Origin of the sequence: Paraburkholderia sp. SECH4 (assembly GCF_030511745.1) — a bacterium.
GTDB classification, from domain to species: domain Bacteria; phylum Pseudomonadota; class Gammaproteobacteria; order Burkholderiales; family Burkholderiaceae; genus Paraburkholderia; species Paraburkholderia madseniana.
The window spans coordinates 97660-123949 of record NZ_JALOCP010000004.1 but is presented as its reverse complement, the minus strand read 5'-3'; the positions used below and the strand labels follow the sequence as shown (position 1 = coordinate 123949).

At 62.8% G+C, this 26290-nt stretch carries 24 protein-coding genes; 11 read left to right on the top strand and 13 right to left on the bottom strand.

Annotated features, from left to right (window positions below; genetic code table 11):
- Positions 1-752: 752 nt before the first annotated feature.
- Genes M0D67_RS07780 through M0D67_RS07765 form a run of 4 tightly spaced genes read right to left on the bottom strand, consistent with a single transcriptional unit; the run spans position 753 to position 4530 of the window.
- Entirely contained in the window at positions 753-1469 is a 717-nt protein-coding gene (locus M0D67_RS07780) for a membrane integrity-associated transporter subunit PqiC (protein ID WP_266238421.1), read from the bottom strand.
- The gene (locus M0D67_RS07775; protein WP_154566663.1) at positions 1466-3124 is read right to left on the bottom strand and encodes an intermembrane transport protein PqiB; all 1659 of its coding nucleotides are present in this window, start codon (positions 3122-3124) and stop codon (positions 1466-1468) included. Before M0D67_RS07775 ends, M0D67_RS07780 begins: the two co-directional genes overlap by 4 nt.
- The gene (locus tag M0D67_RS07770) at positions 3117-3767 is read right to left on the bottom strand and encodes a paraquat-inducible protein A (RefSeq protein WP_097391329.1); all 651 of its coding nucleotides are present in this window, start codon (positions 3765-3767) and stop codon (positions 3117-3119) included. Before M0D67_RS07770 ends, M0D67_RS07775 begins: the two co-directional genes overlap by 8 nt.
- Before the next feature lie 7 nt (positions 3768-3774).
- Positions 3775-4530, bottom strand: coding sequence for a paraquat-inducible protein A (locus M0D67_RS07765; RefSeq protein ID WP_171926306.1), 756 nt, complete (start codon positions 4528-4530; stop codon positions 3775-3777).
- A 450-nt stretch (positions 4531-4980) separates the two neighbouring features.
- Between M0D67_RS07765 and M0D67_RS07760 the strand changes: the two genes are divergently transcribed.
- The 4 genes from M0D67_RS07760 to M0D67_RS07745 all read left to right on the top strand — a co-directional run bounded on the left by M0D67_RS07760 (position 4981) and on the right by M0D67_RS07745 (position 8334).
- The gene (locus M0D67_RS07760; RefSeq protein ID WP_154566665.1) at positions 4981-5541 is read left to right on the top strand and encodes a cytochrome b; all 561 of its coding nucleotides are present in this window, start codon (positions 4981-4983) and stop codon (positions 5539-5541) included.
- Between the two features lie 8 nt (positions 5542-5549).
- Positions 5550-6113: a YceI family protein gene (locus tag M0D67_RS07755; RefSeq protein ID WP_171926307.1), complete on the top strand. Its 564-nt coding sequence runs from the start codon at positions 5550-5552 to the stop codon at positions 6111-6113.
- Positions 6114-6197: 84 nt separating this feature from the next.
- The gene (locus M0D67_RS07750) at positions 6198-6767 is read left to right on the top strand and encodes a YceI family protein (RefSeq protein ID WP_171926343.1); all 570 of its coding nucleotides are present in this window, start codon (positions 6198-6200) and stop codon (positions 6765-6767) included.
- A gap of 289 nt (positions 6768-7056) precedes the next feature.
- The gene (locus M0D67_RS07745) at positions 7057-8334 is read left to right on the top strand and encodes an MFS transporter (protein WP_266238415.1); all 1278 of its coding nucleotides are present in this window, start codon (positions 7057-7059) and stop codon (positions 8332-8334) included.
- Positions 8335-8423: 89 nt separating this feature from the next.
- On the opposite strand, the gene secF is transcribed toward M0D67_RS07745, so the two are convergent.
- The 5 genes from secF to queA form a co-directional block, all read right to left on the bottom strand.
- Positions 8424-9374: a protein translocase subunit SecF gene (gene secF / locus M0D67_RS07740; RefSeq protein WP_154566669.1), complete on the bottom strand. Its 951-nt coding sequence runs from the start codon at positions 9372-9374 to the stop codon at positions 8424-8426.
- An 18-nt stretch (positions 9375-9392) separates the two neighbouring features.
- Positions 9393-11441, bottom strand: coding sequence for a protein translocase subunit SecD (secD, locus tag M0D67_RS07735; protein WP_171926309.1), 2049 nt, complete (start codon positions 11439-11441; stop codon positions 9393-9395).
- Positions 11442-11559: 118 nt separating this feature from the next.
- Positions 11560-11889: a preprotein translocase subunit YajC gene (gene yajC / locus M0D67_RS07730; protein WP_020069679.1), complete on the bottom strand. Its 330-nt coding sequence runs from the start codon at positions 11887-11889 to the stop codon at positions 11560-11562.
- Positions 11890-12094: 205 nt separating this feature from the next.
- The gene (gene tgt / locus M0D67_RS07725; protein WP_171926310.1) at positions 12095-13300 is read right to left on the bottom strand and encodes a tRNA guanosine(34) transglycosylase Tgt; all 1206 of its coding nucleotides are present in this window, start codon (positions 13298-13300) and stop codon (positions 12095-12097) included.
- A gap of 239 nt (positions 13301-13539) precedes the next feature.
- Complete coding sequence (queA, locus tag M0D67_RS07720) at positions 13540-14598, bottom strand: tRNA preQ1(34) S-adenosylmethionine ribosyltransferase-isomerase QueA (RefSeq protein WP_171926311.1); 1059 nt, start codon at positions 14596-14598, stop codon at positions 13540-13542.
- A 148-nt stretch (positions 14599-14746) separates the two neighbouring features.
- On the opposite strand from queA, the gene recG reads away from it, so the two are divergent.
- The 7 genes from recG (at position 14747) to ubiA (ending at position 22008) form a co-directional block, all read left to right on the top strand.
- Positions 14747-17053: an ATP-dependent DNA helicase RecG gene (gene recG / locus M0D67_RS07715; RefSeq protein ID WP_171926312.1), complete on the top strand. Its 2307-nt coding sequence runs from the start codon at positions 14747-14749 to the stop codon at positions 17051-17053.
- A gap of 124 nt (positions 17054-17177) precedes the next feature.
- Positions 17178-18137 (top strand): hydrogen peroxide-inducible genes activator, encoded by a 960-nt coding sequence (locus M0D67_RS07710; protein WP_054037761.1) that lies wholly within the window; start codon positions 17178-17180, stop codon positions 18135-18137.
- Between the two features lie 182 nt (positions 18138-18319).
- The gene (locus M0D67_RS07705; RefSeq protein WP_166618336.1) at positions 18320-18469 is read left to right on the top strand and encodes a hypothetical protein; all 150 of its coding nucleotides are present in this window, start codon (positions 18320-18322) and stop codon (positions 18467-18469) included.
- 70 nt (positions 18470-18539) lie between these two features.
- Entirely contained in the window at positions 18540-19994 is a 1455-nt protein-coding gene (locus M0D67_RS07700) for a catalase (protein ID WP_171926313.1), read from the top strand.
- A gap of 80 nt (positions 19995-20074) precedes the next feature.
- Positions 20075-20236, top strand: a complete 162-nt coding sequence (locus M0D67_RS07695; RefSeq protein ID WP_171926314.1) for a hypothetical protein — start codon at positions 20075-20077, stop codon at positions 20234-20236.
- 154 nt (positions 20237-20390) lie between these two features.
- Positions 20391-20879 carry a Dps family protein gene (locus tag M0D67_RS07690; protein ID WP_097391341.1) on the top strand — a complete coding sequence of 163 codons (489 nt, stop codon included), beginning with the start codon at positions 20391-20393 and terminating at the stop codon, positions 20877-20879.
- Positions 20880-21144: 265 nt separating this feature from the next.
- The gene (gene ubiA, locus M0D67_RS07685) at positions 21145-22008 is read left to right on the top strand and encodes a 4-hydroxybenzoate octaprenyltransferase (RefSeq protein WP_171926315.1); all 864 of its coding nucleotides are present in this window, start codon (positions 21145-21147) and stop codon (positions 22006-22008) included.
- 192 nt (positions 22009-22200) lie between these two features.
- Here the strand turns inward: ubiA and proC are convergent, their stop codons facing one another.
- The 4 genes from proC to glcE form a co-directional block, all read right to left on the bottom strand.
- Entirely contained in the window at positions 22201-23016 is an 816-nt protein-coding gene (proC, locus tag M0D67_RS07680; RefSeq protein WP_171926316.1) for a pyrroline-5-carboxylate reductase, read from the bottom strand.
- 52 nt (positions 23017-23068) lie between these two features.
- The gene (locus M0D67_RS07675; protein WP_266238408.1) at positions 23069-23767 is read right to left on the bottom strand and encodes a YggS family pyridoxal phosphate-dependent enzyme; all 699 of its coding nucleotides are present in this window, start codon (positions 23765-23767) and stop codon (positions 23069-23071) included.
- Between the two features lie 151 nt (positions 23768-23918).
- On the bottom strand, positions 23919-25145 hold the full coding sequence (gene glcF, locus M0D67_RS07670) for a glycolate oxidase subunit GlcF (RefSeq protein WP_154566679.1): 1227 nt from the start codon (positions 25143-25145) through the stop codon (positions 23919-23921).
- Positions 25146-25153: 8 nt separating this feature from the next.
- Positions 25154-26242 carry a glycolate oxidase subunit GlcE gene (glcE, locus tag M0D67_RS07665; RefSeq protein ID WP_154566680.1) on the bottom strand — a complete coding sequence of 363 codons (1089 nt, stop codon included), beginning with the start codon at positions 26240-26242 and terminating at the stop codon, positions 25154-25156.
- Between the last annotated feature and the right edge of the window lie 48 nt (positions 26243-26290).

The following is a 26290-nucleotide window of genomic DNA, read 5'->3' as shown; positions in this document are numbered from 1 at the left end:
TTGGCCTTTCCTTGAATTGTTAGTGGTCTATTAGCGTTGCCCCTGTGCGGGGCGGCACCTACTTCTCTTTGCCGGCTGCAAAGAGAAGTAGGCAAGAGAAAGCAGCTCAAACCGCTACTGCTAAGTGGGCACCGTGGTTTGCAACGGATAGTGGTGCATCTGGAATCTGGGTTCGTGCACCTGCATAGGCTTGTGACAAGGGCGTCATACTTCCGGCGGCGCTGCGCGCGCCGAAGAGTACTTCAGAAAACCACCCGCTACGTTTTGACGCTCGCGTCTCGCCACCGAACCGTGGCTTGCCTTTGCACCGCCATCGCGATTGTGACTGCAACGCTGCCTGTGATTGCAGTACACCGACAAATCATTATGAAGTTGGTGTTCCCGGACGAGTGTTGAGGTGCGTCGCCGAGGCGAAGCCGACGGCCCCACCGTGCTCAACCGAAGCCCCTGGTTTCCCACGCAGACCCGTCCGCGACGCACGTAGTGCGGAGTGGGAGCTGATGACTCCTTTGTCACTAACGCGGAATGTGCGAGAACACGGATTCCAGATGCACCACTACCCTGTGCAAACCACGGTGCCCACTTAGCATGAGCGGTTTGAGCCGCTTTCTTTTGCCTACTTTTCTTTGCGGCATGCAAAGAAAAGTAGGTGCCGCCCCGCACAGGGGCAACGCTAATAGACCACTAACAATGCAAGGAAAGGCCAACGCCCTAAGAACCCGGACAACAAGCGCCGCGCGGGCAAAAACCCCTCAACTACTCACAACAGCAGAAGGACAAGCCGGCACAGCAATAGCAACCCCCTTCCCGGCGGAGCCCCCCTTAGGATAAGCAGCCGCCATCCCCTGCACAGCAGCAGCCACCTGCACAGCAATCAGCTGCAACGCGACGCGATGCCCATTAACAAGCGCATCGTAGCCGCCGCTAACCGGCTCACTCACCACACTCCGACAGGTCATCACCGCAGCACCCCGTACAGCCCGCACACTCCAAACCGCATCGATCAACGCATGCGACCCTGGCCACGACTCGAACCGCTGCACATTCATGCTGACCCGATACACCGGCGTCGTATCCGGATAAGCAGTGCCATACACATCGATTGTGCCCAGCTGCTGCGTAAGACTAGTCGACAAAGCTCGACGAATCTCGTCACCCGGCAACGAAGCCCAACGCTCCTGCTCGAGCACCTGGACCTGCGTCGGTCCCGTCTGCACCACAAGCTGATTCTTCGCCACTTGCGGCGGCACATCGATTGGCGCGACTTCAATCAGCCACGCTGGCGCAGCCGAAGTCCTGGCGCTAACCGGCGCCGCGGAGCCGGCAGGCGTACCCTCCGCGCCGAGCGTATAAAAGCGGCTGCTCGGCGACGAACACGCCGCCATCGCCACCAGTCCGGCCAGAGCGCCGATATAAACAGCGCCGCGCACGAGCCCGCGCGGCGGGCGGGGGAGCCGGGCAAACATCATGGTTTATCTCCTGTTTTACCGCGCAACAGCGATTCCGGATGACGCTCCAGATAATCCGACAACGCATTCAGCGACTGCAACGTGCGCGTCAGTTCCTGCAACGCCTGATGAACATCCGACTGCAACGGCGAGTCCTGCTGCAACGTCGCCTCGGCCGAACCGAAGGTCTGCTTCGCCGCGGCCAGCGTGTCGCGTGCCTCCGGCACGACTTCCTTGTCGAGTCGCGTGAATAGCTGGTCGGCATTCTTCAACGCGCTGTTCAGGTTCGAACCGATCTGGTCGAACGGCACCTTGTCGAGCTTCTTCGCAATGTCGGCAACCTGCACCTGCAGCTCGTCGAGCGAGTTCGGGATGGTCGGCAACTCGAGCGGATCGCCTGTGACGTCAACCGTGGCCGGCGGCGCTTTCGGGAAGATATCGAGCGCCACGTACAACTGGCTCGTAATCAGATTGCCGGTGCGCAACTGGCCGCGCAGGCCATGCTTGACGAGCTGTTGCAGCAAGGCCTGACCTGCGAGGGTCCCCGGTGTCGGCGCGGTTTCGCGGAAGCGCTTGCCGAGGCGGTCCGGGTACAGGTTCATCGTGACCGGCATCGTGAAGCTACGTGTCTTCGGATCGTAGTCGATGCCGATGTTGGTCACCTGCCCCAGCACGATGCCGCGGAAGTCGACCGTCGCGCCGACCGACAGCCCACGCAGCGACTGATTGAAGTTCATCACCACGCGCAACGGCACGCCGTCCGGTTCGCGCATCGCGTCCTGTTCATCCGAGCCGAGGCGGAACGTCATGTTGTTCGGCGCCTGCGCGCCCACGCCCTGGCCCGGTGGCGACTGGAACGACAAGCCGCCGACGATCACCGTCGCAAGCGACTGCGTATTCAGCTTGAAGCCGCTCGAGTCGAGCCGCAGATCGACGCCGCTCGCATGCCACCAGCGCGAATTGGTGCCGACGTACTGGTCGAACGGCGCGGACACGAAGACTTGCATCGTCACACCTGTGCCGTCCTTGTCGAGCGAAAAGCCGACCACCTGGCCGACCTGCACGCGCCGGTAGAAAATCGGCGAACCAATGTCGATCGAGCCGAGCGAGTCGCCGTGCAGAATGAACTGGTGGCCCTTCTGGTCGCCTGTAATAGGCGGCGGCGTTTCGAGGCCGACGAAGTCTCTCTCCGTGTCCGGCGAATGGCCGGCGTCCGCACCGATGTACGCACCCGAGAGCAACGTGGTCAGTCCGGACACGCCGCTCGCGCCGACGCGAGGGCGCACCACCCAGAAGCGTGAATCCTTGACCGCGAAGTCTTCGCCTTCCTTGGTGAGTTGCACCTGAACCAGCACGTGCGACAGATCTTTCGAGAGCGTGATGGTCTTCACCGAGCCGACGTCGACGTCCTTGTACTTGACCTTGGTCTTGCCGGGCTCGAGGCCTTCGGCGCTGGTGAACGTGATCGTGATGGTCGGGCCTCTTTCGGTTACCGACTTGATCACGAGCGCGACGCCGATCAGCGCGGCGATCAGCGGAATCACCCAGACGAGCGAGGGCAGCCAGCGGCTCTTCGGCTCGATGTCGGGGTCTGGCAGTTGGGGCGGCAGCTTCGGTCCGTTCGAATCGTTGCGCGGCGCATCGGAGGCGGGCGTCGGTTCTTGCGGGCTAGTCATGGTCGAGGTCCTGAGGTTTTGGAGTACTGCCTTCCACGTTGTCCCAGATGAGCCGTGGATCGAATTGCATGGATGCCATCATCGTCAGAATCACCACCGAGCCGAAGGCGATCGCGCCCGGGCCGGCCGTGATCACAGCAAGCGACTTGAAACGGACCAGCGCGACGGTCAGCGTGACGACGAAGACGTCGAGCATCGACCAGCGCCCGATCCGTTCGACCATGCGGTACAACGTGGTGCGTTGCTCCGGCCGCCAGCGCGAGCGGCGCTGCGCGGTGGCGGTGAGCAGCACCAGCACACTGAGCTTGAGCATCGGCACCATGATGCTGGCGATGAACACGATCACGGCCAGCGGCCAGTCGCCCGAGGTCCAGAAGTACACGACACCGCTCATGATGGTGTCGTCTTCCGAACCGAGGAGCGACGAGGTATGCATCACCGGCAGCAGATTCGCGGGAATATACAGCAAGGCGGCGGCGATCAGCAGCGCCCACGTGCGCATCAGGCTGTCGGGGTTGCGCCGGTGCAGCACCGCGCCGCAACGGCTGCAGTGCTGCGGCGTGACGGAGCGAATGCGCGGCTCGACGCGTCCGCATGCATGGCAGGAGACCAGACCCGCGCGCTTCGCGGTGACGTATTTCATCGTGCGCTCATCCCTGGTGCGGGGCCGGCGGCACGCCTGGCGGCAATGTGGATTGCGACCCGGCTTGCACCTCCGGTGGCGCGGGCGGCCCGGCGACCGAACTGACGGCAGCCGCCGCGCTGTCGGCGGAGGTGCGCGGCAACGGCCGCGGGCCGCGGTCGTCCATTTCGTCGGCAACATCCCACAGCACGCGCGGATCGAACGTGAGGACTACCGCGATCATCAGCGTCAGCACGCCGAACGCGAATAGCGCCGCTTCGGGAATCACGCGCGCGAGACTCACCATCTTCACGATGGTGATCAGCACCCCGAGCATGAACACTTCGATCATGCCCCACGGCCGCACGAATTGAATGGCGCGCAACACGCGGTTGAAGGCGGGCGGCACATAGCCGGCGCGCAGCGGGATCAGCACGTAGAGCAGCGCGACCAGCTCGGTCAGCGGGAACAGGATGGTCGAGCAGAACACCATGACCGCGACGATCTGCATGTCCTCGCCCCATAGCGCGACGAGCGCGCCGAACAGCGTGGTTTGCGAGGTGATGCCGTTGGCATCGAGTTCGACGATCGGGAAGGCCTGGGCGATGACGAAGGTGATCAGCGCGGCCAGCGTCATCGCACAGATGCTGTCGAGTTTGCGGGAGACGCCGCGATAGAGCGTCGCGCCGCAGCGCGGACAGCGCGCGACCACGCGCCCGACAAGCGGGGGCTTGCGGAACAGCGTATCGCATTCATGGCACGCGATCAGGTTGTCATGGTCCATACGGCAGAAGGGCTAACGACGTGATGGGAGGCGTGCAATGCCCGTTTCAGGGCGGGGCTGCAGAAAGCGTGGAGCAATAGTACCAAACGCGCTTCGCCGCGGGGCAGGCCATTGCACCCTATGCAAGCAGTGAACCCGGCGGTGTCGGAATCAGGAATAGTCTTACACAAAAATGCCTACTTCTGACACTGTCCGGCCCCAATTGTTCAATGCCGTTCTGCACGCGGGAAAACTTCCGGGTGCCGGGCTCTGCATGGGACCAGAGTAACCGCTGAAGCGCTAACTCTGGTCGACACAGCCAGCTTTTTCCGCTTGCGGTAGCATGGCGGCCTTGGCCTGTGCCGCAGCCGCCATGTTTTCTATCGCGCCGCACGATGCTGCATGCATTGGCGGCGTGGAATAGCAGGGCCGGCTGCTCCGTTAACCTTTCTTAGCTTGCGTTGACCTGTCATGGCACTCAATCCTTCTTTCGGTGGCCGGGAGTCGTACACGCGGACGGCCATTGCCTTTCACTGGCTGATCGCGCTACTGATCGTGTGCGGCTTCGCGCTTGGTTGGGTGATGACCGACATCCCCGGCTTCACGCCCACCAAGCTGCGCTACTTCTCCTGGCACAAATGGATCGGCGTGACGGTGTTCGCGATCGCCGTGCCGCGCATTCTGTGGCGCGCCACCCATGCTGCCCCGCCGATGCCGCGCCGCATGCCGGCCTGGCAGCGCGGCGCCGCGCATCTCACGCATCTGCTGCTGTACGCGTTGATGATCGTGATTCCCGCCTCCGGCTATCTGTATAGCTCGGCGGCCAACATACCGGTGGTGTACCTCGGCCTGATTCCGCTGCCGCGCCTGATCGCACCGGACCCGCATCTCAAGGAACTGCTGAAGAACGTGCATATCGCGCTGAATTACACGTTGCTCGTGCTGGTCGCGTTGCACGTCGCGGCGGCGCTCAAGCATCAATGGTTGGACCGTGACGGCCTGCTGTCGCGCATGCTCCCTTTCATCAAATAAGGATAACCATGAAAGTTTCGTTTTATCGCTACATGCTCGCCGCGTTTGCTGCGGCCTCGCTGACCGCGGCCGGCAGTGCGCTCGCCCAGGTCGACGTCACGAAGAGTTCGGTGACGGCAACTTCGAAGCAGATGAACGTGCCGGTGGAAGGCAAATTCGGCAAGTTCACCGCGCAAGTCAAGTTCGACCCGGCAAAACCGGCCGACGGCAGTGCGCAGTTCAGCATCGACGTGGCCAGCTACGATCTCGGGGACGAAAGCTACAACGACCAGGTGCGCGGCAAGGACTGGTTCGACGCGAAGACTTATCCGACTGCAACGTTCGTGTCGAGCGCGATTGCGCCGGCCGGCAGCAATCAGTTCAAGGTCACCGGCAAGCTGACCATCAAGGGTAAATCGCAGACCGTCGTGGTGCCGGTCGCGGTCACCCAGCAGGGCGCAACCCAGACGTTCGACGGCTCGCTGCCGATCAAACGCTCGCAATTCGACATCGGTACCGGCGAATGGAAAGACACCTCGGTAGTGGCCGATGACGTGGTGATCAAGTTTCATCTCGTTGCAGCACACAAGTGACGTTCGCCGCGCTCTCCGGGCGCAGCCGCTTTCCTTCAAGTCAGGAATTCCGAAAAACATAAGGAGCATGAATTGAAAACATCCCTGTTGATCGCCGTCGGCGCACTGGCTTCTTCTTTCTCGCTCGGCGCGTTTGCTGCAGCGGACACCTATCAGCTCGACCCGACCCACACGTTTCCGAGCTTCGAGGCGGATCACTTCGGTGGCCTCTCGGTGTGGCGCGGCAAGTTTGTCAAGAGCTCGGGCACGGTCACGCTCGACCGCGCAGCGAAGACCGGCACGGTGGACGTCACGGTTGACCCGGCTTCGGTCGAAACCGGCAACACCAAGCTCGACGAGCATCTGAAGACGGACGAATTCTTCGATGTGACCAAGTATCCGTCGGTGACCTATAAGGGTACCGATATCAAGTTCGACGGCGACAAGCCGGTCCAGGTGGTCGGCAGCCTGACGATCCATGGCGTGACCAAGCCGCTGAATCTGACGATCGAATCGTTCAAGTGCATGCCGCATCCGGTGCTCAAGCGCGAAGTGTGCGGCGTGGAAGCGAGCGCCCATTTCAACCGTAGCGATTACGGCTTGGATTTCGGCGCCAAGTACGGCTTCAGCATGGATACCAAGCTGCATATTCAGGCCGAAGGCATCAAGCAATAAGCGTTTTAGCGAGCCTCTTGCGTATCTGTATTTAATGTCACTTATGGCGCGGCCGTTGCGCCGCACCAAAAAAACCGCTTCGTTTGCTTTTGCGATGAAGCGGTTTTTTATTGCCTGCCTGAAACGCCGGAAGCCTTGTGCAATGGCCAAGAGCGATTTGCCGCTCGCGTCGTTTTAATTTTTCAGGTACATAGAGCGCTGACACCGCATTGGTTGTGCGCGCACCCAGTTCGGCAAGATCCAGCGTAAAGCCTACGTTAATAATATTTCGCGCGCATTGGAGATCTGCATGAATGCAACGACAGCGGCAAGCCTGGCGGGGAGCCGGCGGAATTCATGGCGCGCGGTGGTCGCCGCCTCGATCGGCAATGCGCTGGAATGGTTCGATCTGGTGGTGTACGGCTTTTTCGCGGTCACCATCGCGAAGCTGTTTTTCCCGGCGGGTAACGACACGGTCTCGTTGCTGCTGACGCTTGGCACCTTCGGCGTGTCGTTCTTCATGCGGCCGCTCGGCGCGATCGTGATCGGTGCATACGCCGACCGCGCCGGACGCAAAGCGGCGCTCACGCTGTCGATCCTGCTGGTGATGTGCGGCACGCTGATCATCGCGCTTCTGCCGACGTATCAGAGCATCGGCATTGCCGCGCCTGTGATTCTCGTGGTGGCGCGCCTGATGCAAGGCTTTTCGGCGGGCGGCGAGTTCGGCAGCGCCACGGCTTTTCTCGCGGAACATGTGCCGGGGCGGCGCGGTTTCTTCGCGAGCTGGCAGGTCGCGAGCCAGGGGCTCACCACGCTGCTCGCGGCCGGTTTCGGCGTGCTGTTGACCGGCAAGCTGTCGCCTGAGCAGATGGCCTCGTGGGGTTGGCGCGTGCCGTTCTTCTTTGGTCTCCTGATCGGGCCGGTCGCGTGGTACATCCGTACCAAGCTCGACGAAACGCCCGAATTCCTCGCGGCGGAAACCACCACGACGCCGCTGCGCGACACGTTCGCGAGCCAGAAGCTGCGCCTCGTGATTGCAATCGGCGTGGTGGTGCTCGGTACCGTCTCGACCTATCTGGTGCTGTTCATGCCGACTTATGGCGTGAAGCAATTGGGGCTGGCGCCTTCGGTCGCGTTCGCGGCGATTGCGCTGACTGGTGTGATCCAGATGGTGTTTTCGCCGCTAGTCGGCCATCTATCGGACCGCCACGGGCGCACCACGATCATGCTGATCTCGGCGCTGTTGCTTCTCGTGCTGATCAATCCGGCGTTCGTGTATCTGGTCGCGCATCCGACCTTCGGCACGCTGATCGCGCTGCAGGTGGTGTTCGGCTTTCTGATGACGGGCTACTTTGCGGCGCTGCCGGGTTTGCTCTCGGAGATGTTCCCGGTGCAGACGCGTACGACCGGTATGTCGCTGGCCTATAACATTGCCGTGACGATCTTCGGCGGCTTTGGGCCGTTCATCATCGCGTGGCTGATCAGCTTCACGGGGTCGAAGGCCGCGCCGAGCTATTACATGATTTTTGCCGCGGCCGTGAGCCTGGTGGCGCTGATGGCGGCGCGGCGCAAGCTCGGGTTTCGCTAACGCGCGGCAAAGGCGGTAAATGCGGTAAACGCAAAAGGCCGGTTCGAGAGAACCGGCCTTTCCTATTGCGAGGTTTGACTAGAGCAAGCTCAAACTTGCGCGCCTGCGTTTGGATCGTCCGGATCGGTGCGTTCCTTCTTATCCTTCACCAGATCTTCGCGCTTCACGCCGAGCCACATGGCGAGCGCCGCGGCCACGAACACCGACGAATAGATACCGAACAGAATACCGACCGTAAGTGCCAGAGCGAAGTAGTGCAGCGTGGGACCGCCAAACAGGAACATCGACAGCACCATCATCTGCGTACAGCCGTGGGTGATGATCGTGCGCGACATCGTGCTGGTGATTGCGTGGTTGATCACCTCGATCACGGTCAGTTTGCGTTCGCGGCGGAAGGTCTCACGAATCCGGTCGAAGATAACGACGGATTCGTTCACCGAGTAGCCGAGCACCGCGAGCACCGCAGCCAGCACCGACAGCGAGAACTCCCACTGGAAGAACGCGAAGAAGCCGAGAATGATGATCACGTCGTGCAAGTTAGCGATCACGCCGGCTACCGCATATTTCCACTCGAAGCGGAACGACAGGTAGATCACGATGCCGACCACCACACAGGCCAGCGCGAGCAGGCCGTCGGTAGCGAGTTCCTTGCCGACCTGCGGGCCGACGAACTCGACACGCTGCAATTGCACCTGCGGATCCTCGCCCTTCAGCGCGCCCATCACCTGGTCGCTCTGTTGCGCCGACGTGTAGCCCTGCTTGAGCGGCAGACGGATCAGCACGTCGCGCGAGGTGCCGAAGTTCTGCACTTGCGCATCGGGATAGCCGAGCTTGTTGAGCGTGCCGCGCACCGGTTCGAGCGGCGCGGCGCCCGGATACTGCACTTCGATGACGGTACCGCCGGTGAATTCCACCGACAGATGCAGCCCGCGATGCAGCAGGAAAAACACAGCAGCGACGAACGTCAGCAGCGAGATTGCGTTGAACAGCAACGCACGCTGCATGAACGGAATGTCTTTGCGAAAACGGAAAAATTCCATGGTCTTGTTCTCCGGGACTCAGCGGGATGAACCCGGTTTCTGCGGCGTGTTCGACGAACCCGACGCATCGCGGCGGCGCACGGTCGGCTTGGTACGCGCCTGGGCCGCAGCTTTGGCCTTGGGCTTGGCGCTTGCCGCGGCGACGGCACGTGCCGTGTCGGTCGCAGCATCTTCGTTACCGAGGTAAGCGGCAGCGCCGTCGATACCTTCCGGTTGCGGACGCCACACCTGGCCAATAGCCAGCGACTTGAGCTTCTTCTTGCCGCCGTACCAGAGGTTGACGATACCGCGCGAGAAGAACACAGCCGAGAACATCGACGTCAGGATGCCGATACAGTGGACCATCGCGAAGCCACGCACCGGGCCGGAGCCGAAGGCGAGCAGCGCGAGGCCGGCGATCAGCGTGGTGACGTTCGAGTCGAGAATCGTCGCCCATGCATGCGCGTAGCCGTTCTGGATCGCCAGTTGCGGCGGCGCGCCGTGACGCAGTTCTTCGCGTACGCGCTCATTGATCAGCACGTTCGCGTCGATCGCCATACCGAGCGCGAGCGCGATAGCGGCGATACCCGGCAAGGTGAGCGTGGCCTGCAACATGGACAGCACGGCGATCAGCAGCAGCAGGTTGACCGACAGGCCGATCATCGAGATCACGCCGAACAGCATGTAGTACGCGATCATGAAGACGGCGATTGCCACGAAGCCCCACACCACCGAGTGGAAGCCCTTCTTGATGTTGTCCGCGCCGAGGCTCGGGCCGATCGTGCGTTCTTCGATGATGTCCATCGGAGCTGCCAGCGAACCGGCGCGCAGCAGCAGCGCGAGGTCGGCGGCGCCTTGCGGCGTGGCCTGGCCGGTGATCTGGAAGCGGTCGCCCAGTTCCGACTGGATGGTCGCCACCGTCAGCACTTCGCCCTTGCCCTTTTCGAACAGCACCATGGCCATCGGCTTGCCGATGTTGTCGCGCGAGACGCTGCGCACCGCGCGGCCACCGGCCGAGTCGAGGCGAATGTTCACCGACGGACGCTGATGTTCGTCGAAGCCTGCCGACGCGTCGATGATGCGGTCACCCGTGAAGATGATCTGCTTGCGCAGCAGCACCGGCGTCTGGTTGCCTTGGGTGAACAGTTCGTCGCCCGGCGGCACCGGATCGGACGGATTCGGATGCGTGTTGACCGGGTCGGCGAGGCGCGCTTCGAGCGTTGCCGTGCGGCCGATGATGTCCTTTGCCTTCGCCGTGTCCTGCACACCCGGCAGTTCGACGACGATACGGTCGGAGCCTTGTTGCTGGATCACCGGCTCGGCCACGCCGAGTTCGTTCACGCGGTTATGCAGCGTGGTGATGTTCTGCTTGAGCGCGGCGTCCTGCACGGCTTTCTGCACCGCCGGCGTGAACGTGCCGACCAGTTGCACACCGCCGTCCGGGTTCGCTTGCGAGGCCCACTGGAGTTCGCCGATGCCGCGGCCCAGTTGCTTGGATGCCGCATCCGCCGTGGCCTGGTCGGCGAAATTGATCACCACCGTCTGGTTGACGCGGTTCACGCCGCCGTCGCGGATGTTGTTGTCACGCAGCATGGTGCGTGCATCCGAGGCGTCGGAGTCGAGCTTCTTGTTGAGCGCGCCAGCCATGTCGACCTGCAGCAGGAAGTGCACGCCACCGCGCAAGTCCAGACCGAGGTACATCGGCAGCGCATGCAGGGCGGTCAGCCAGCGCGGCGACGCGCTTTGCAGGTTCAGCGCAACGATGAATTGCGGGTCGGTCGGGTCGCTGTTCAGCGACTTCTGCAGCAGGTCCTTCACGCGCAATTGCGTGTCGGTATCGAGGAGCCGCACGCGGATGTTCGCGTTGGTCGACGAGTTGTCGAACGTGACTTCGTCAGGCTTGATCTGATTGGCGGCAAGCGCCGTTTCGACTGCCGACAGCGTGGTCGAGTCGAGCTTGACCGTTGCCTTGCCGCTCGACACCTGCACCGCCGGCGCTTCGCCGAACAGATTGGGCAGCGTGTAGACGAGGCCGATGACCAGAGCCACCAGCATCACGGCGTATTTCCAGAGGGGGTAGCGATTCATGAGTGGTCCAACGGGAAGGTTGGCTTGGAAGCGATGCGTCCGGCGATGAGCGCGGGCAGTTCAGCGTTGTGCTGCGACAACTGCCGGCGAGGCCGCGCCGGACGCGAGAGAGCAGGCCTTACAGCGACTTGATCGTGCCCTTCGGGAGAATCGTCGTAACCGACGCCTTTTGCACGGTGATTTCCGTGCCTTCCGAGATTTCGACGCCGACGTAAGCTTCACCCACCTTGGTCACCTTGCCGACGATGCCGCCATTCGTCACCACTTCATCGCCCTTGGCCATGGCGGCGAGCATGTTGCGATGTTCCTTCTGGCGCTTCATTTGCGGGCGAATCATGATGAAGTACAGCACGCCGAACATCAGGATCAGCGGCAGGAAGCTCATCAGGTTCGATTCAATGCCACCTGCTGCTGTGCCTTGGGCGAAGGCATTGGAAATGAACGACACGTTGGTCTCTCCGTTATAAGTCAAAACGATCGAAAAAATCAGCCGGTTATTCTACCACTGGCCTGATAGGGGTCGGCGCGGCGAATCGGCTTTCCGATCAACCGTTTAAAGCCTTTTTACCGTGCGCGAAAGTTAATTGTAAGGTTTTCCGCGAGACACCAGCGGATTCCTCCGGCAAATTCGTCAGCTGATTCCCAAATGCCGGCTAATCGATGCCGCGCGCGCGGTCCTCGTGGAAGCGCTTGCGGAAAGGCTCGAACAGTTTTGCGTCGATCGCGTCGCGCATTTCCTGCATCAACTCGAGGTAGTAGTGCAGGTTGTGAATCGTGTTCAACTGCGCACCGAGGATTTCCCCTACACGATGCAGATGATGCAGGTAGCCGCGGGTGAAATTTCGGCAGGTGTAGCAGCCGCACTGCTCGTCGAGCGGGCGCAGCGAGTTCTTGTGCGCGGCGTTGCGGATCTTGATGTCGCCAAACCGGGTGAAGAGCCAGCCGTTGCGCGCGTTGCGGGTCGGCATCACGCAGTCGAACATGTCGACGCCGGCGGCCACGCCCGCCACCAGATCTTCCGGCGTGCCCACGCCCATCAGGTAGTGCGGCTTGTCGGCGGGCAGCTTCGGGCCGATATGGTTCAGCACGCGCATCATGTCTTCTTTCGGCTCGCCGACCGACAGGCCGCCGATTGCGAGACCGTGGAAATCCATCTCCGCGAGCCCCGCCAGCGACTCGTCGCGCAGGTCTTCGAACATGCCGCCCTGGACGATGCCGAACAACGCGTTCGGATTGCCGAGGCGGTTGAATTCGTCGATCGAGCGTTTGGCCCAGCGCATCGACATGCGCATCGAATCGGCGGCTTCCTGATGCGAAGTTGGCACGTTGTTGGTCGCGTAGGGCGTGCATTCGTCGAACTGCATGACGATGTCCGAGTTCAGCACCTTCTGGATCTGCATCGATACTTCCGGCGACAGGAAGAGCTTGTCGCCGTTGATGGGTGATGCGAACGTGACGCCATCTTCGGTGATTTTGCGCAGATCGCCGAGCGAAAACACCTGAAAACCACCCGAGTCCGTCAGGATCGGCTTCTTCCAGCCCATGAAGCCGTGCAGGCCGCCGTGCGCCTCGATCGTCTCCAGGCCCGGGCGCAGCCACAGGTGGAAGGTATTGCCGAGGATGATCTGCGCGTGCATTTCTTCGAGCTCACGCGGCTGGACCGCCTTCACCGTGCCGTAGGTGCCGACCGGCATGAAGATCGGCGTTTCGACCACGCCGTGATTGAGCGTGACGCGGCCGCGGCGTGCCTGGCCGTCGGTGCCGAGCAGTTCGAATTTGAGGCCGTTGTCAGGGCGCTCGCCGTGGCTCGCGCAGGTAGTGCAGGTACCGCTTGTATCGTGGGTATGACCGTCGGTCATGGGGGACTCCTGTGCTACCGGAGAACAGTCCGGCGCAAATGATGAACGCCGCCGGGCAGGCCACGGCGGCTGGGTAAAGAAAACTTGAGATGCGGCGCCGATCTGCCGCTGCACGTGGGTGCAGGAGAGGTCAGCAACACCTGCCGCTACATCAACGTAGCAAGGAGCGGCAGACTACCGCGCGCGCTGCCGGCGCGCAACGCTATCGCACGGGATATCGCCGTGCGACACGAAACGGTTCAAGCGTCGCGGCGCGTGAGCAGCATCGCGTCGCCATAGCTAAAGAAGCGGTAACGCTGTTCGATCGCGTGGCGGTAAGCCTCGCGAATCGTTTCGACGCCCGCGAACGCCGACACCAGCATCAGCAGCGTCGACTTCGGCAAATGGAAGTTGGTCACCAGCCTGTCGACCACGCGGAATTTATAGCCCGGCGTGATGAAGATGTCGGTTTCCGTGCTGGCCGCGCCGAGCGGGCGTCCGGCGGCTTCAGCATCGCGCGCGGCGGCTTCGAGCGCACGCATCGACGTCGTGCCCACGGCGATCACGCGGTTGCCGCGCGCACGCGTCGCCGCGATCTTGTCGGCGAGCGATTGCGGCAAGTGATACCACTCGCTGTGCATCTTGTGCTCGGCGAGGTTTTCGACCCGCACCGGCTGGAAAGTACCGGCGCCGACATGCAGCGTCAGCGTCGCGAGCTCTACACCACGAGCGTCGAGCCGCGCGAGCAGCGCGTCGTCGAAATGCAGGCCGGCGGTGGGTGCGGCCACCGCGCCCGGGTTTTGCGCGAACACCGTCTGGTAGCGGGTTTCGTCGGTCGCGTCGGGGTCGTGCTCGATGTATGGCGGCAGCGGCAGGCGGCCGAATTGCTCGATCAGCGTCAGACAGTCGTCTGGGAAGTGCAGCGTGTAGAACGGCTCGACGCGTTCGCCGACCGTCACATCGAACGCATCGGCCAGACGGATCGTGGTGCCTGGCTGCGGGCTCTTGCTCGCGCGGATCTGCGCGAGCGCGGTGCGCTCGCCGGTCAGACGCTCTATCAGCACTTCGATCTTGCCGCCACTGGCCTTCTGGCCGAGGAAGCGCGCCTTCAGGACTTTGGTATCGTTGAAGACCAGCAGATCGCCGCGCGCGATGCACTCGGGTAATTCAGCAAAGCGGCGGTCGATCAGGCGCGCGGCGTCGGTTGCGTCGGCCGTGTTGGCCACTTCGAGCAGACGGCTGGCGCTGCGCTCGGGCAGCGCGACTTGCGCGATCAGCTCGGGCGGCAGATCGAAATCGAAATCGGAAAGCGTAAACATGCGGACGACTGGAAGCGAATTGGGACTGAATTGAGCCGAAGCCGGAGCCGGGCGGCTATGATTGCGGGACGCCGGAGCGGCCCGCGAGCCCGCGCGCTGCTTGGCGGCGACACCTTTGACAGCCGATATTGTACTTGCGAAGCAACCCATGCCTTTGTCCGAACGCCGATTGCCCTCCGCTACCGATGAAGTGAGCGCCGAGCCGAAGCGCCGCGTCTCGCGGGGCAAAGCAGCGGCGGCCGACCTGAACGACCTCGGCGCGGGTGTCGCGCCGGAGGGCGACAAGGCCGCGCGTGAAGGTGAAATGGTTGACCCATTCGGTGACAAGCCTGCCGGCAAATCCGCGGGCAAAGCCGCGAGGGAGCCTGCTGCGGAAGCCGGCGCCAAGCCCGCGGCCAAACCCGTCGACAAGCTCGCCAAACTAGGTCTCACGCGCGACATCGATCTGGTACTGCATCTGCCGATGCGCTACGAAGACGAGACCTCGCTGACGCCGATCGGGCATCTGTTGCCGGGTGGCATCTCGCAGACCGAAGGCGTGGTGTTCGACAACGAGATCGCCTATCGCCCGCGTCGCCAGCTGCTGGTGAAACTGCGTGACGACGCCGGCGACGAACTCGTCCTTCGCTTTCTGAATTTCTACGGCTCGCAGGTCAGGCAGATGGCGATCGGCGCGCGGCTGCGCGTGCGCGGCGACGTACGCGGCGGTTTCTTCGGCATGGAGATGGTGCATCCGGCGGTGCGCGTGGTCGACGAAGACACGCCGCTGCCGCAGGCGCTGACGCCGGTCTATCCGAGCACTGCGGGCGTGACGCAGGCGTATCTGCGCAAATCGATCGACAACGCGTTGTCGCGCACCTCGTTGCCGGAGTTGCTGCCCGAGCCGATCGCGCAGGCTTATTTGCAGCCGCTCGGCGTGCCGGCGCTGATGGAGGCGGTGCGCACGCTGCATCACCCGGGCGTGCAGGCTGATGAAACCGCGCTGATGGATGGCACGCATCCGGCGTGGGTGCGGATCAAGTTCGAAGAATTGCTGGCGCAGCAGATGTCGTTGAAGCGCGCCCATGACGAGCGCCGCACCCGTGCGGCGCCGGCTATGCCGCGCCGCAAGCTGGGCGACGAAGCGGCGCTGGTGGCGCGTTTGCTGAAGGCGCTGCCGTTTTCGCTGACGGCGGCGCAGGAGCGCGTGGGCGGCGAGATCGCGCTCGACCTGACGCAGCCTCATCCGATGCAGCGCTTGCTGCAGGGCGACGTGGGCAGCGGCAAGACGATCGTGGCCGCGCTGGCAGCGGCGCAAGCGATTGACGCCGGCTACCAGGCCGCGCTGATGGCACCGACCGAAATCCTCGCCGAACAGCACGCGCGCAAATTGCGCGGCTGGCTGGAGCCGCTCGGAGTGAGCGTCGCGTGGCTCGCCGGCAGTCTGAAAACCAAGGAAAAGCGCGCCGCGATCGAAGCAGCGGCGCTTGGTACGGCCCAACTCGTGATCGGCACGCACGCGATCATCCAGGACGCGGTCGAGTTCGCGCGGCTGGGGTTGGTGATTGTCGACGAACAGCATCGCTTCGGCGTGGCGCAGCGTCTTGCCTTGCGCGCCAAGGCGCAGAACGCCGCCGACGGGGCGCGCGATTTCCAGCCGCATCAATTGATGATGTCGGCGACGCCGATTCCGCGCACGCTGGCGATGACCTATTACGCCGACCTCGACGTCTCGACCATCGACGAATTGCCGCCTGGGCGCACGCCGATTCTGACCAAGCTCGTTTCCGACGCGCGGCGCGAAGAGGTGATCGGCCGCGTGCGCGAGGCTGCATTGACGGGGCGTCAGGTGTACTGGGTGTGTCCGCTGATCGAGGAAAGCGAAACCCTGCAGTTGCAGACCGCGGTGGAGACTTACGAGACGCTGGTGGCCGCGTTGCCCGAATTGAACGTCGGGCTGGTGCACGGACGTCTCGCGCCGGCGGAGAAGGCCGCGGTGATGGATGCGTTCACGCGCAACGAAGTGCAGCTACTGGTGGCGACGACGGTGATCGAAGTGGGTGTCGATGTGCCGAATGCCTCGCTGATGGTGATCGAGCACGCCGAGCGCTTCGGTCTCGCGCAGTTGCATCAGTTGCGCGGGCGGGTGGGGCGCGGGAGTGCGGCTTCGGTCTGCGTGCTGCTCTATACCGGTCCGCTATCGATGACGGCGCGGGCGCGCTTGCAGACCATGCGGGAGACGACTGACGGCTTCGAAATCGCCCGGCGCGACCTCGAGATTCGCGGTCCGGGAGAGTTTCTTGGCGCCCGGCAGTCGGGCGCGGCCATGTTGAGGTTTGCCGATCTCCAGAATGACCAGTGGCTCATCGAGCCGGCCAGAGAGGCCGCCGCGGCTTTGCTCGCGAGGTATCCGGAGGTGGTGCTGCAGCATCTGGCCCGCTGGCTCGGAGCGCGGGAGCAGTATCTGAAGGCTTGAGGACGGGTTCTTGACGGCGGAGACGTCCGTCAGCCAGGCAGGCAAAGGACCAAAAAGTTGGCGAACCGACCCTATAGGTGTATAACTAGAACCTATCGAACTCATCGCACTGATTGGTCCCCCAATGACGCTCACCGAATTGAAATACATCGTCGCGGTTGCCCGCGAACGGCACTTCGGCCGGGCCGCCGAAGCGTGTTTCGTTAGCCAGCCGACCCTGTCGGTGGCAATCAAGAAGCTCGAAGACGAGCTTAACGTGCAGATCTTCGAGCGCGGCACCAGCGAAGTCAGTGTCACGCCGATCGGCGAACAGATTGTCACGCAAGCGCAGCGCGTCCTCGAACAGACGCTCGCCATCAAAGAGATCGCGAAACAGGGCAAAGACCCGCTGGTCGGGCCGCTGCGCCTCGGCGTCATCTATACGATCGGGCCGTATCTGTTGCCTACGCTCGTCAAACAGATGATCAAGCGTGTTCCGCAGATGCCGCTGATGCTGCAGGAAAATTACACGGTCAAGCTGATCGAGCTGCTCAAGCAGGGTGAAATCGACGTCGCCATCATGGCGCTGCCGTTCCCGGAAACGGGTCTCATGCAACGTCCGCTCTATGACGAGCCGTTTGTCGTCGCACTGCCGTCAGGTCATGCGTGGGAAAACCGCGCGAAGATCGACGCCGAGGATCTGAAGCAGGAAACCATGTTGCTGCTCGGTAGCGGCCACTGCTTCCGCGACCATGTGCTGGGCGTTTGCCCGGAACTGATGCGCTTCTCGCAGAACGCGGACGGCATCCAGAAGACCTTCGAAGGTTCGTCGCTGGAAACCATCCGTCATATGGTGGCGAGCGGCGTCGGCATTACCGTGCTGCCGCGCATGTCGGTGCAGGAGGTCAAGCCGCACGCCGGCGGTATCGACGCCGGTCTGCTCAGCTACGTCGCCTTCGACGAGCCGGTGCCGGATCGCCGTGTGGTGCTTGCCTGGCGCAAGAGCTTCACGCGGACGCCCGCGATCGACGCCATCTGCGACGCCATCAACGCCTGCGATCTGACGGGCGTCAAAAAGCTCGATCTGCCTGTCGCCGTCAACTGAGTGGCGACGCCTGCGCCCAAGCCGGCCCGCCGCGCACCCTGTGCGGCCGGCCCGGCGGCACTTAAGGCGCCGATAGTTGCACTCCCTATCGAATAGATATAATTAATCAAACACGTTAATTCGATAGCATTGTTATAGTTTCCTCCATGGATCGCCCGATCCCATCAGACCCGGAGGAAATCATGACGCAGCCGAACTCGCAGCAAGTCCCAACCGTCGCCGTTCAACCCGTCCGCATGACCACTGGCAGCACCGGCACCTTCGCGGCGTCGGTGCGCGGCATGGGCACGGTTGCATTGTCCTTGCTGGTCGATCGGGCCCTGTCCGCATAAGCCGTAGGCATCAGCGCGCCGCACCTCTCCCCGCATTCCGTTTCCGATCAAAGCCACTCAGGAGTCCCGCATGTCCGAACGTAAGCTCACCAATGCAGCTGGCGCACCCGTCGCCGACAACCAGAACTCGATGACCGCCGGCGCGCGCGGTCCGGTCGTCCTGCAAGACGTCTGGCTGCTCGAAAAACTCGCCCACTTCGACCGCGAAGTGATTCCGGAACGCCGCGTTCACGCCAAAGGTTCGGGCGCATTCGGCACGCTGAAGGTCACGCACGACATCTCGCGTTTCACGAAGGCGAAAGTGTTCGCCGAGGTCGGCAAGGACACGCCGCTCTTCATGCGCTTTTCGACGGTGGCCGGCGAACGCGGCGCCGCCGACGCGGAACGCGACGTGCGCGGTTTCTCGATCAAGTTCTACACGGAAGAAGGCAATTGGGACGTGGTCGGCAACAACACGCCGGTGTTCTTCATCCGCGATCCGCTCAAGTTCCCGGACTTCATCCACACGCAAAAGCGCGACCCGTACACCAACATGCGCAGCAATATCGCGGCATGGGATTTCTGGTCGCGTCATCCGGAGTCGTTGCATCAGGTCACCATCCTGATGAGCGATCGCGGCATTCCGCAGAACTTCCGCCAGATGCACGGCTTCGGCTCGCATACGTACTCGTTCATCAACGCTAACAACGAGCGTTTCTGGGTGAAGTTCCACTTCAAGTCGATGCAAGGCATTGAGAATTTTACCGATGCCGAAGCGGCACAAGTGGTCGCACAGAACCGTGAAAGCGCGCAACAGGATCTGCTCACGAGCATTGAAGCAGGCAACTTCCCGAAATGGCGTTTTGCCATTCAGGTGATGCCGGAAGCGGAAGCCGCGAAGTACCGCTTCAATCCGTTCGACATCACGAAGGTGTGGTCGCAGAAGGATTACCCGTTGATCGACGTCGGCACAATCGAGTTGAATCGCAACGCGGCGAACTATTTCGCGGATGTGGAGCAGGCAGCGTTCACGCCCGCCAACGTGGTGCCGGGTATCAGCTTCTCGCCGGACCGTCTGTTGCAAGGCCGTTTGTTCTCGTATGGCGACACGCAGCGCTATCGCCTTGGTATCAATCACCATCAGATTCCGGTGAATGCCCCGCGTTGCCCGGTCCACCATTCGTTCCATCGCGACGGCGGGATGCGCACGGACGGCAACCTCGGCGGCAACGTGAACTACGAGCCGAATCGCTTCGGCGACTTCGCGCAGGACAGCAACGCGGCGGAGCCACCGCTCGCAGCGGGTACGGTCGATCGTTATGACCATCGCGAGGACGAGGACTACTACACGCAGCCGGGCATGTTGTTTGCGCTCTTCGATGCGGCACAGCGCCAGCGTCTGTTCGGCAACATCGCACGCCATATCAACGGTGTGCCGCAGGAGATCGTCGCGCGTCAGATCGAGCATTTCCGTCGCGCCGATCCTGCCTATGCGCAAGGCGTGATCGCCGCGATGGCCGAACTCGCCGAAGGCGGCAAGAAGTAAACAGTTGAAGTGAGTTGATGCAGCAGGGCGGGGCGCATCGGCGCCCCGCCGGTATTGATACGAATCGAGGGAGCACGATCATGATCCAGATGATGATGTCCACCATTGGCGGCTCGCCGGCCGCTCGCGGCAAGCAACGGCAGTACGCGTCGATGCTGCGCAAGGCAGTGGGGTTCGCGATCGTCTCGAGCGGACTCGTGGTGATCGTTGCGCAAGCCGTGCAACATGCATTGGGTGCGTGATTGAACGCGAGGCCGCGGGTGCGGCAAGCGACCACGCGTCACACGAACGCAGCGGCTTTCTAAGCTAAACTGGCGGGCGTTCGACGTGCCGGGTTTGCTATCCGCACGCCGTCACTCTACCGACCGGTTCGTATCACTCTTCAAAGGAGTCGTCATGGCCAAGAAAGAAGCTGTACAGCACGTCAATATCGGGATCAGCGACAAGGATCGAAAGAAGATTGCAGAAGGTCTGTCGCGCTTGCTCGCCGACACCTACACGCTCTACCTGAAGACCCACAACTTTCACTGGAACGTGACGGGTCCGATGTTCAACACGCTGCATCTGATGTTCGAAACGCAGTACAACGAGTTGTCGCTCGCGGTCGATTCGATCGCTGAACGTATTCGCGCGTTGGGCGTGCATGCGCCGGGCAGCTACAAGGAATTCGCGAAGCTGTCGTCGATTCCGGAAGCTGACGGCGTGCCGGCGGCGGAAGACATGATCCGCCAGTTGGTGGAGGGCCAGGAAGCCGTGGTGCGTACCGCGCGCGCGATTTTCCCGTCGACGGAAGCCGCCAACGACGAGCCGACCGCCGACCTGCTGACACAACGCATGCAAACGCACGAAAAGACCGCGTGGATGCTGCGCTCGATGCTGGCTTAAATGCTTGCTTTAGCGTTCCAGGCGTTGTGTCTGGGATCTCCGCGTGGCGCTTGAGCCGTTGCGTGGCAAAACAAACAGAGCCTCCCTTTGCGGGAGGTTTTGTTTTTTGCGGCGCCGGATCCGGATCCAACTGTAGCTCAAGGCCCGGCTGCGGTTGCAGCCCCGGTTCTGGGCTCCCAGAAGGCGAGCTTCGCCCGCCCGAAGGCTGCCTTCCGTCCGCATCCCGTAAAATAGCGGCACCGTCTGCACTTCACCGAATCCGCCCATGTTCGCCCGACTTCCCCTGTATCTGCGCCTCGTGCGCATGGACAAGCCGATCGGCAGCCTGCTGCTGCTGTGGCCGACGCTCAATGCGCTGTGGATTGCCTCCGACGGCCATCCTTCATGGCCGCTGCTGGCGATTTTCACGGTGGGTACAGTGCTAATGCGCTCGGCGGGCTGCGCGATCAACGACTACGCGGATCGCGACTTCGATCGCTACGTGAAGCGCACGGAAAACCGGCCGATTACATCGGGCAAGATCAAGGCATGGGAAGCGGTGGCGCTGGCGGCTGGCTTGTCGCTGCTGGCCTTTCTGCTGATTCTGCCGCTGAACACGTTGACGAAGGAGTTGTCGGTGGCGGCGCTGTTCGTCGCCGGTTCGTATCCGTTCACGAAGCGCTTCTTTGCGATTCCGCAGGCTTATCTGGGCATCGCGTTCGGTTTCGGCATTCCGATGGCGTTCGCCGCAATTCAGGATCACGTGCCGATGCTCGCCTGGGTCATGCTGTTGGCCAACGTGTTCTGGTCGGTTGCGTACGACACTGAATACGCGATGGTCGATCGCGACGATGACATCAAGATCGGCATCCGCACGTCGGCGCTGACCTTCGGCCGCTTCGACGTGGCGGCGATCATGCTGTGCTATGCGGTGACGCTGGGGATTTACGTCGGCATCGGCGTGATGCTTGGCTTCGGCGTGTTGTATTGGTTGGGATGGGCGGCGGCGGTGGGCTGCGCGATCTATCACTACACGCTGATCCGCAATCGCGAGCGCATGGCGTGCTTCGCGGCGTTCCGTCATAACAACTGGCTGGGCGGCGCGTTGTTTGTCGGTATCGCAGCGCACTACGCGGCGGCTTCGTTTTAATTCTTCTGCGGTTCTGTTGCGCCGCCGCTGCGATTCGACGGCGCTTCTCTTGCGTTGCTGTTATGCCGCGGCTGGTCTCGTACTGAGTTTTTGTTTGCGCCGCGGACGCAGCCTCGGATTAATTCGAGGCGCAGCGTCCTTTGGCGTACTTTCTACTTTCCTGCCGTGCTGGCAATTGCCAGTTGATCGCCCTTACAGCTTGCCGAACTCGTCGCCCATTTCCTTGGCGCGCGCATCGGCGGCAAGCGCGCCGCGTACGATCGCATCCTTGATCCCGCTCGCATCGAATGAGGCCAGCGCGGCTGCCGTGGTGCCGCCCTTCGACGTCACACGTTCGCGCAATAGGCTCGGCGGCTCGTCCGAGTTCGCGGCCAATTGCGCCGCGCCGGTGAAGGTCGCGACCGCCAGCGCGCGGCCTTGCGCTTCATCCATACCGAGCTGGCGCGCGGCTTCCTGCAGCGCCTCGATGAAATAAAACACGTAAGCAGGGCCGCTGCCCGAGATCGCGGTGACAGCGTCGATTTTCGCTTCGTCGTCGAACCAGACGGTTTCGCCGACTGCGCCCAGCACCTGCGACGCGAGCGCGCGGCCGGTTTCGTCGACGCTGCCGGTCGCGACGAGGCCTGTTACGCCCATGCCGATCAGCGCCGGCGTATTCGGCATCACGCGCACGATGCGCGCGTGGCCGTTCAGCCAGCGCGACATGTCATCCATGCGAATGCCCGCGACGATGCTGATTGCCAGTTGCGACGCCTTCAGATGCGGCGCCAGTGCCTCGGCGACACTCTTCAGGATCTGCGGCTTCACCGCCAGCACGACGGCGTCGTAAGACGCGAGCGCGGCGTCCGCGGCGGCGCCGGTCTTGATGCCGAATTGCTGCTCATTGCGTTTGCGCGCGTCTTCGTTGGGATCGATTGCGTACAGGTCAGTGGGCGCGACGCCGCGCTTGATGAGACCGCCGATCAGCGCGGAGGCCATATTGCCACCGCCGATAAAAGCAATTTTCATGATGTTCCGAAAGAAGTGCGGAGAGGTGTCGAGAAGGGAAGGTCTGAAACGGTCAGTGAGAGTAATCGCGCGCACCGAAGATCGCGGTGCCGACGCGCACGATCGTCGCGCCTTCCATCACGGCGGCTTCGAGGTCGCTCGACATGCCCATCGAGAGCGTATCGAGTTCGAGGCCGTCGTTACGCAGACACTCGAACAGTTCACGCAGTTGCCGATGCGGCACGCGCTGTTCTTCGATGCCGCCGGCCGGCTCCGGAATCGCCATCAGGCCGCGCAGATTCAGCTTCGGCAGCGCGGCGATTGCCTGCGCGACCTCGACGGCCTCGGGAATGCTCGCACCGCTTTTCGACGCTTCGCCGCTAATGTTGACCTGCAGGCAGACGTTCAACGGCGGCAGGTTGTCCGGGCGCTGCTCCGACAGCCGCTGTGCGATCTTCAGGCGGTCGACCGAATGCACCCAGTCGAAATTTTCTGCAACCGGGCGCGTCTTGTTCGATTGCAACGGTCCGATGAAATGCCATTCGAGCGCGGCTCGCAGATCGGCCAGCGCTTCGATCTTGGTGATGGATTCCTGCACGTAGTTCTCACCGAACGCGCGTTGGCCGGCCGCGTAGGCGGCACGCACGTCTTCGGCCGGAAACGTCTTTGAGACCGCGAGCAGGGTGATCGAACGCGGGTCGCGCCCGGCCACCTGCGCGGCGAGGGCGATGCGCTGCTGCACCGCTTCGAGGTTGTGAATCAGATCGGGCATGGAACGGAACCGGAAGTCTGGCGAAAGGCGATGATCGAATTATACGGACGCCGCCACATCGTGCCGCTTTATGCCGCCACAGGACAGACGAAAGCGCTTGCGGTGATGTACCGCAAGCCACGTGCCGTGCTTCTCGTCAAAATCGATCGCCTCAGGCGGACAGCATGTGCTCCACGAGTTCGATCCAATGCGCAACCGGCGTGGACGTGCCGCTTTGCAGATGCGCAATGCAGCCGACATTGGCCGACACGATCACCTGCGGCTCCTGCGCCTGCAACCGCTCGAGCTTCTGGTCGCGCAGCGCGTACGAGAGCTTGGGCTGGGTCAGCGAATAAGTCCCGGCCGAGCCGCAGCAGAGATGATTGTCGGCGGGCAGGCGCACTTCCACGCCGAGCGCCGTCAGCAGATGTTCGACCTTGCCGCGTATCTGCTGACCATGCTGCAATGTGCACGGCGGATGGAACGCCACCGTATGGATCGCGCGGCGGCGCGTCACGGCGACGAGCGCTTCTTCGAACTCCGGCAGGATTTCCGCGACGTCGCGCGTCAGTTCGGTCACGCGGCGCGCCTTCTCCGCATACGCGGGATCGTTGCGCAGCAGATGCGCGTATTCCTTGACCGTCGCGCCGCAGCCGGACGCGTTCATCACGATTGCTTCCACACCTTGCTCGATATACGGCCACCACGCGTCGATGTTGGCGCGCAAGTCGTCGAGCGCTTCGTCGTTGTAGCCCAGGTGCAGACGGATCGCACCGCAGCAGCCTGCTTCGGGCGCGATCAGCGTTTCCACGCCGAGCGCATCGAGCACCCGCGCCGTCGCGACGTTGACGTTCGGCATCATCGACGGTTGCACGCAGCCCGCGAGCATCAGCATCTTGCGCGGATGTTTCGCGGTCGGCCACTCGAGCGGACGCTGGCGCGCGGGCACCTTATCGCGCAGTTTCTTTGGCAGGAGCGGACGGATATGCTGACCGATTCGCATGGCCGGCGTGAACAGCGCGCTGTTTGGCACGAAGCTCGCGAGCAGCCGGCGCACCATCCGCTGACCGAACGGGCGGGTGACCTTTTCCTCGGTGATCTTGCGGCCGATCTCGACCAGCCTGCCGTATTGCACGCCGGAGGGGCAGGTCGTCTCGCAGTTGCGGCAAGTGAGGCAGCGGTCCAGGTGAATCTGGGTGCTGCGCGTGACCGCTGCGCCTTCCACCATCTGCTTGATCAGATAGATGCGGCCGCGTGGGCCGTCAAGTTCGTCGCCGAGTATCTGATAGGTCGGGCAGGTCGCGGTGCAGAAGCCGCAGTGCACGCAATTACGCAGGATGGCGTCGGCTTCGTCGCCATCGGGCGTGTTGCGAATGAAGTCCGCGAGGTTGGTTTGCATCGCGTCGCTCAGAAGTCGGGGTAGAGGCGGCCGCGATTGAAGATGCGGGCCGGGTCGAAGGCGGTTTTCAGGCCGCGATGGATTTTCATCAGCGGCGCGGGCAGCGGTGTGAATACGCCGGCGCTGCGGTCGTAGCCATAGCCGGTACGAAAGATGGTGGCGTGGCCGCCGGCCTGTTTGGCGCTGATACGCACGGTTTGCGCGTCGGTGTCGGTGATCCACCAGCGCTGGCCACCGCCCCATTCCATCAGTTGCGCACCGGGTAATTGCATCGGCTCGGTGATCGACGGCAGCGCGAGGCGCCAAAGCGCTGCCTTCGGCGGGATGGCCGCAAAGAACGAGTCAGTCTGTTCGCGCAGGCCGGCCCAGAAGCGCTCCGCTTCGACGGCATCGACAACTTCGCCGCCGAGCGCCGTGCGCGCGGATTTGACCGCGGCTTCCGCACCGGCCATCCGCACGGCCAGCGTGCCATGACGCCATGCGCTCGCCGTGATCGGCAGCGGGCGGCCGCCCCATTCGTTGAGCTTGCGGACCGCGTCGGTGCCGTTCATGTCGAATTTGAGCGTGGTTTCGGCCTGCGGCAGCGGCAGTACCTTGACCGACAGTTCGAGGATCAGCCCAAGGGTGCCCAGCGAACCCGCCATCAAACGGGAGACGTCGTATCCGGCCACATTCTTTACCACCTGGCCGCCAAAATGCAGCGTCTGGCCCTGGCCGTTCATGATGACGGCGCCCAGCACGAAGTCGCGCGCCGCGCCGGCCGACGGGCGGCGCGGACCGGCGATGCCCGCCGCGATGCAGCCGCCGAAGGTTGCCTGCGGCCCGAAGTGGGGCGGCTCGAAGGCGAGCATCTGATGGTGTTCGGCGAGGGCGGCCTCGATCTCCAGCAGGGGCGTGCCCGCGCGCGCCGTGATGACCAGTTCGGCCGGGTCGTAGGCGATGATGCCGCGATAAGCGCGCGTGTCGAGGATGTCACCTTCCAGCGTCTGACCGTACCAGTCTTTGGTGCCGCCGCCACGGATGCGCAGTGTGCGCCCTTCGGCGCTGGCTGAACGCACGCGTTCAGACCAAACGGCGACGATGTCGTCCTCTTCCATGGTGTCCTGCTTCGTTGTGTTTCGATTGATTGTACCGGGCGGCGGCGC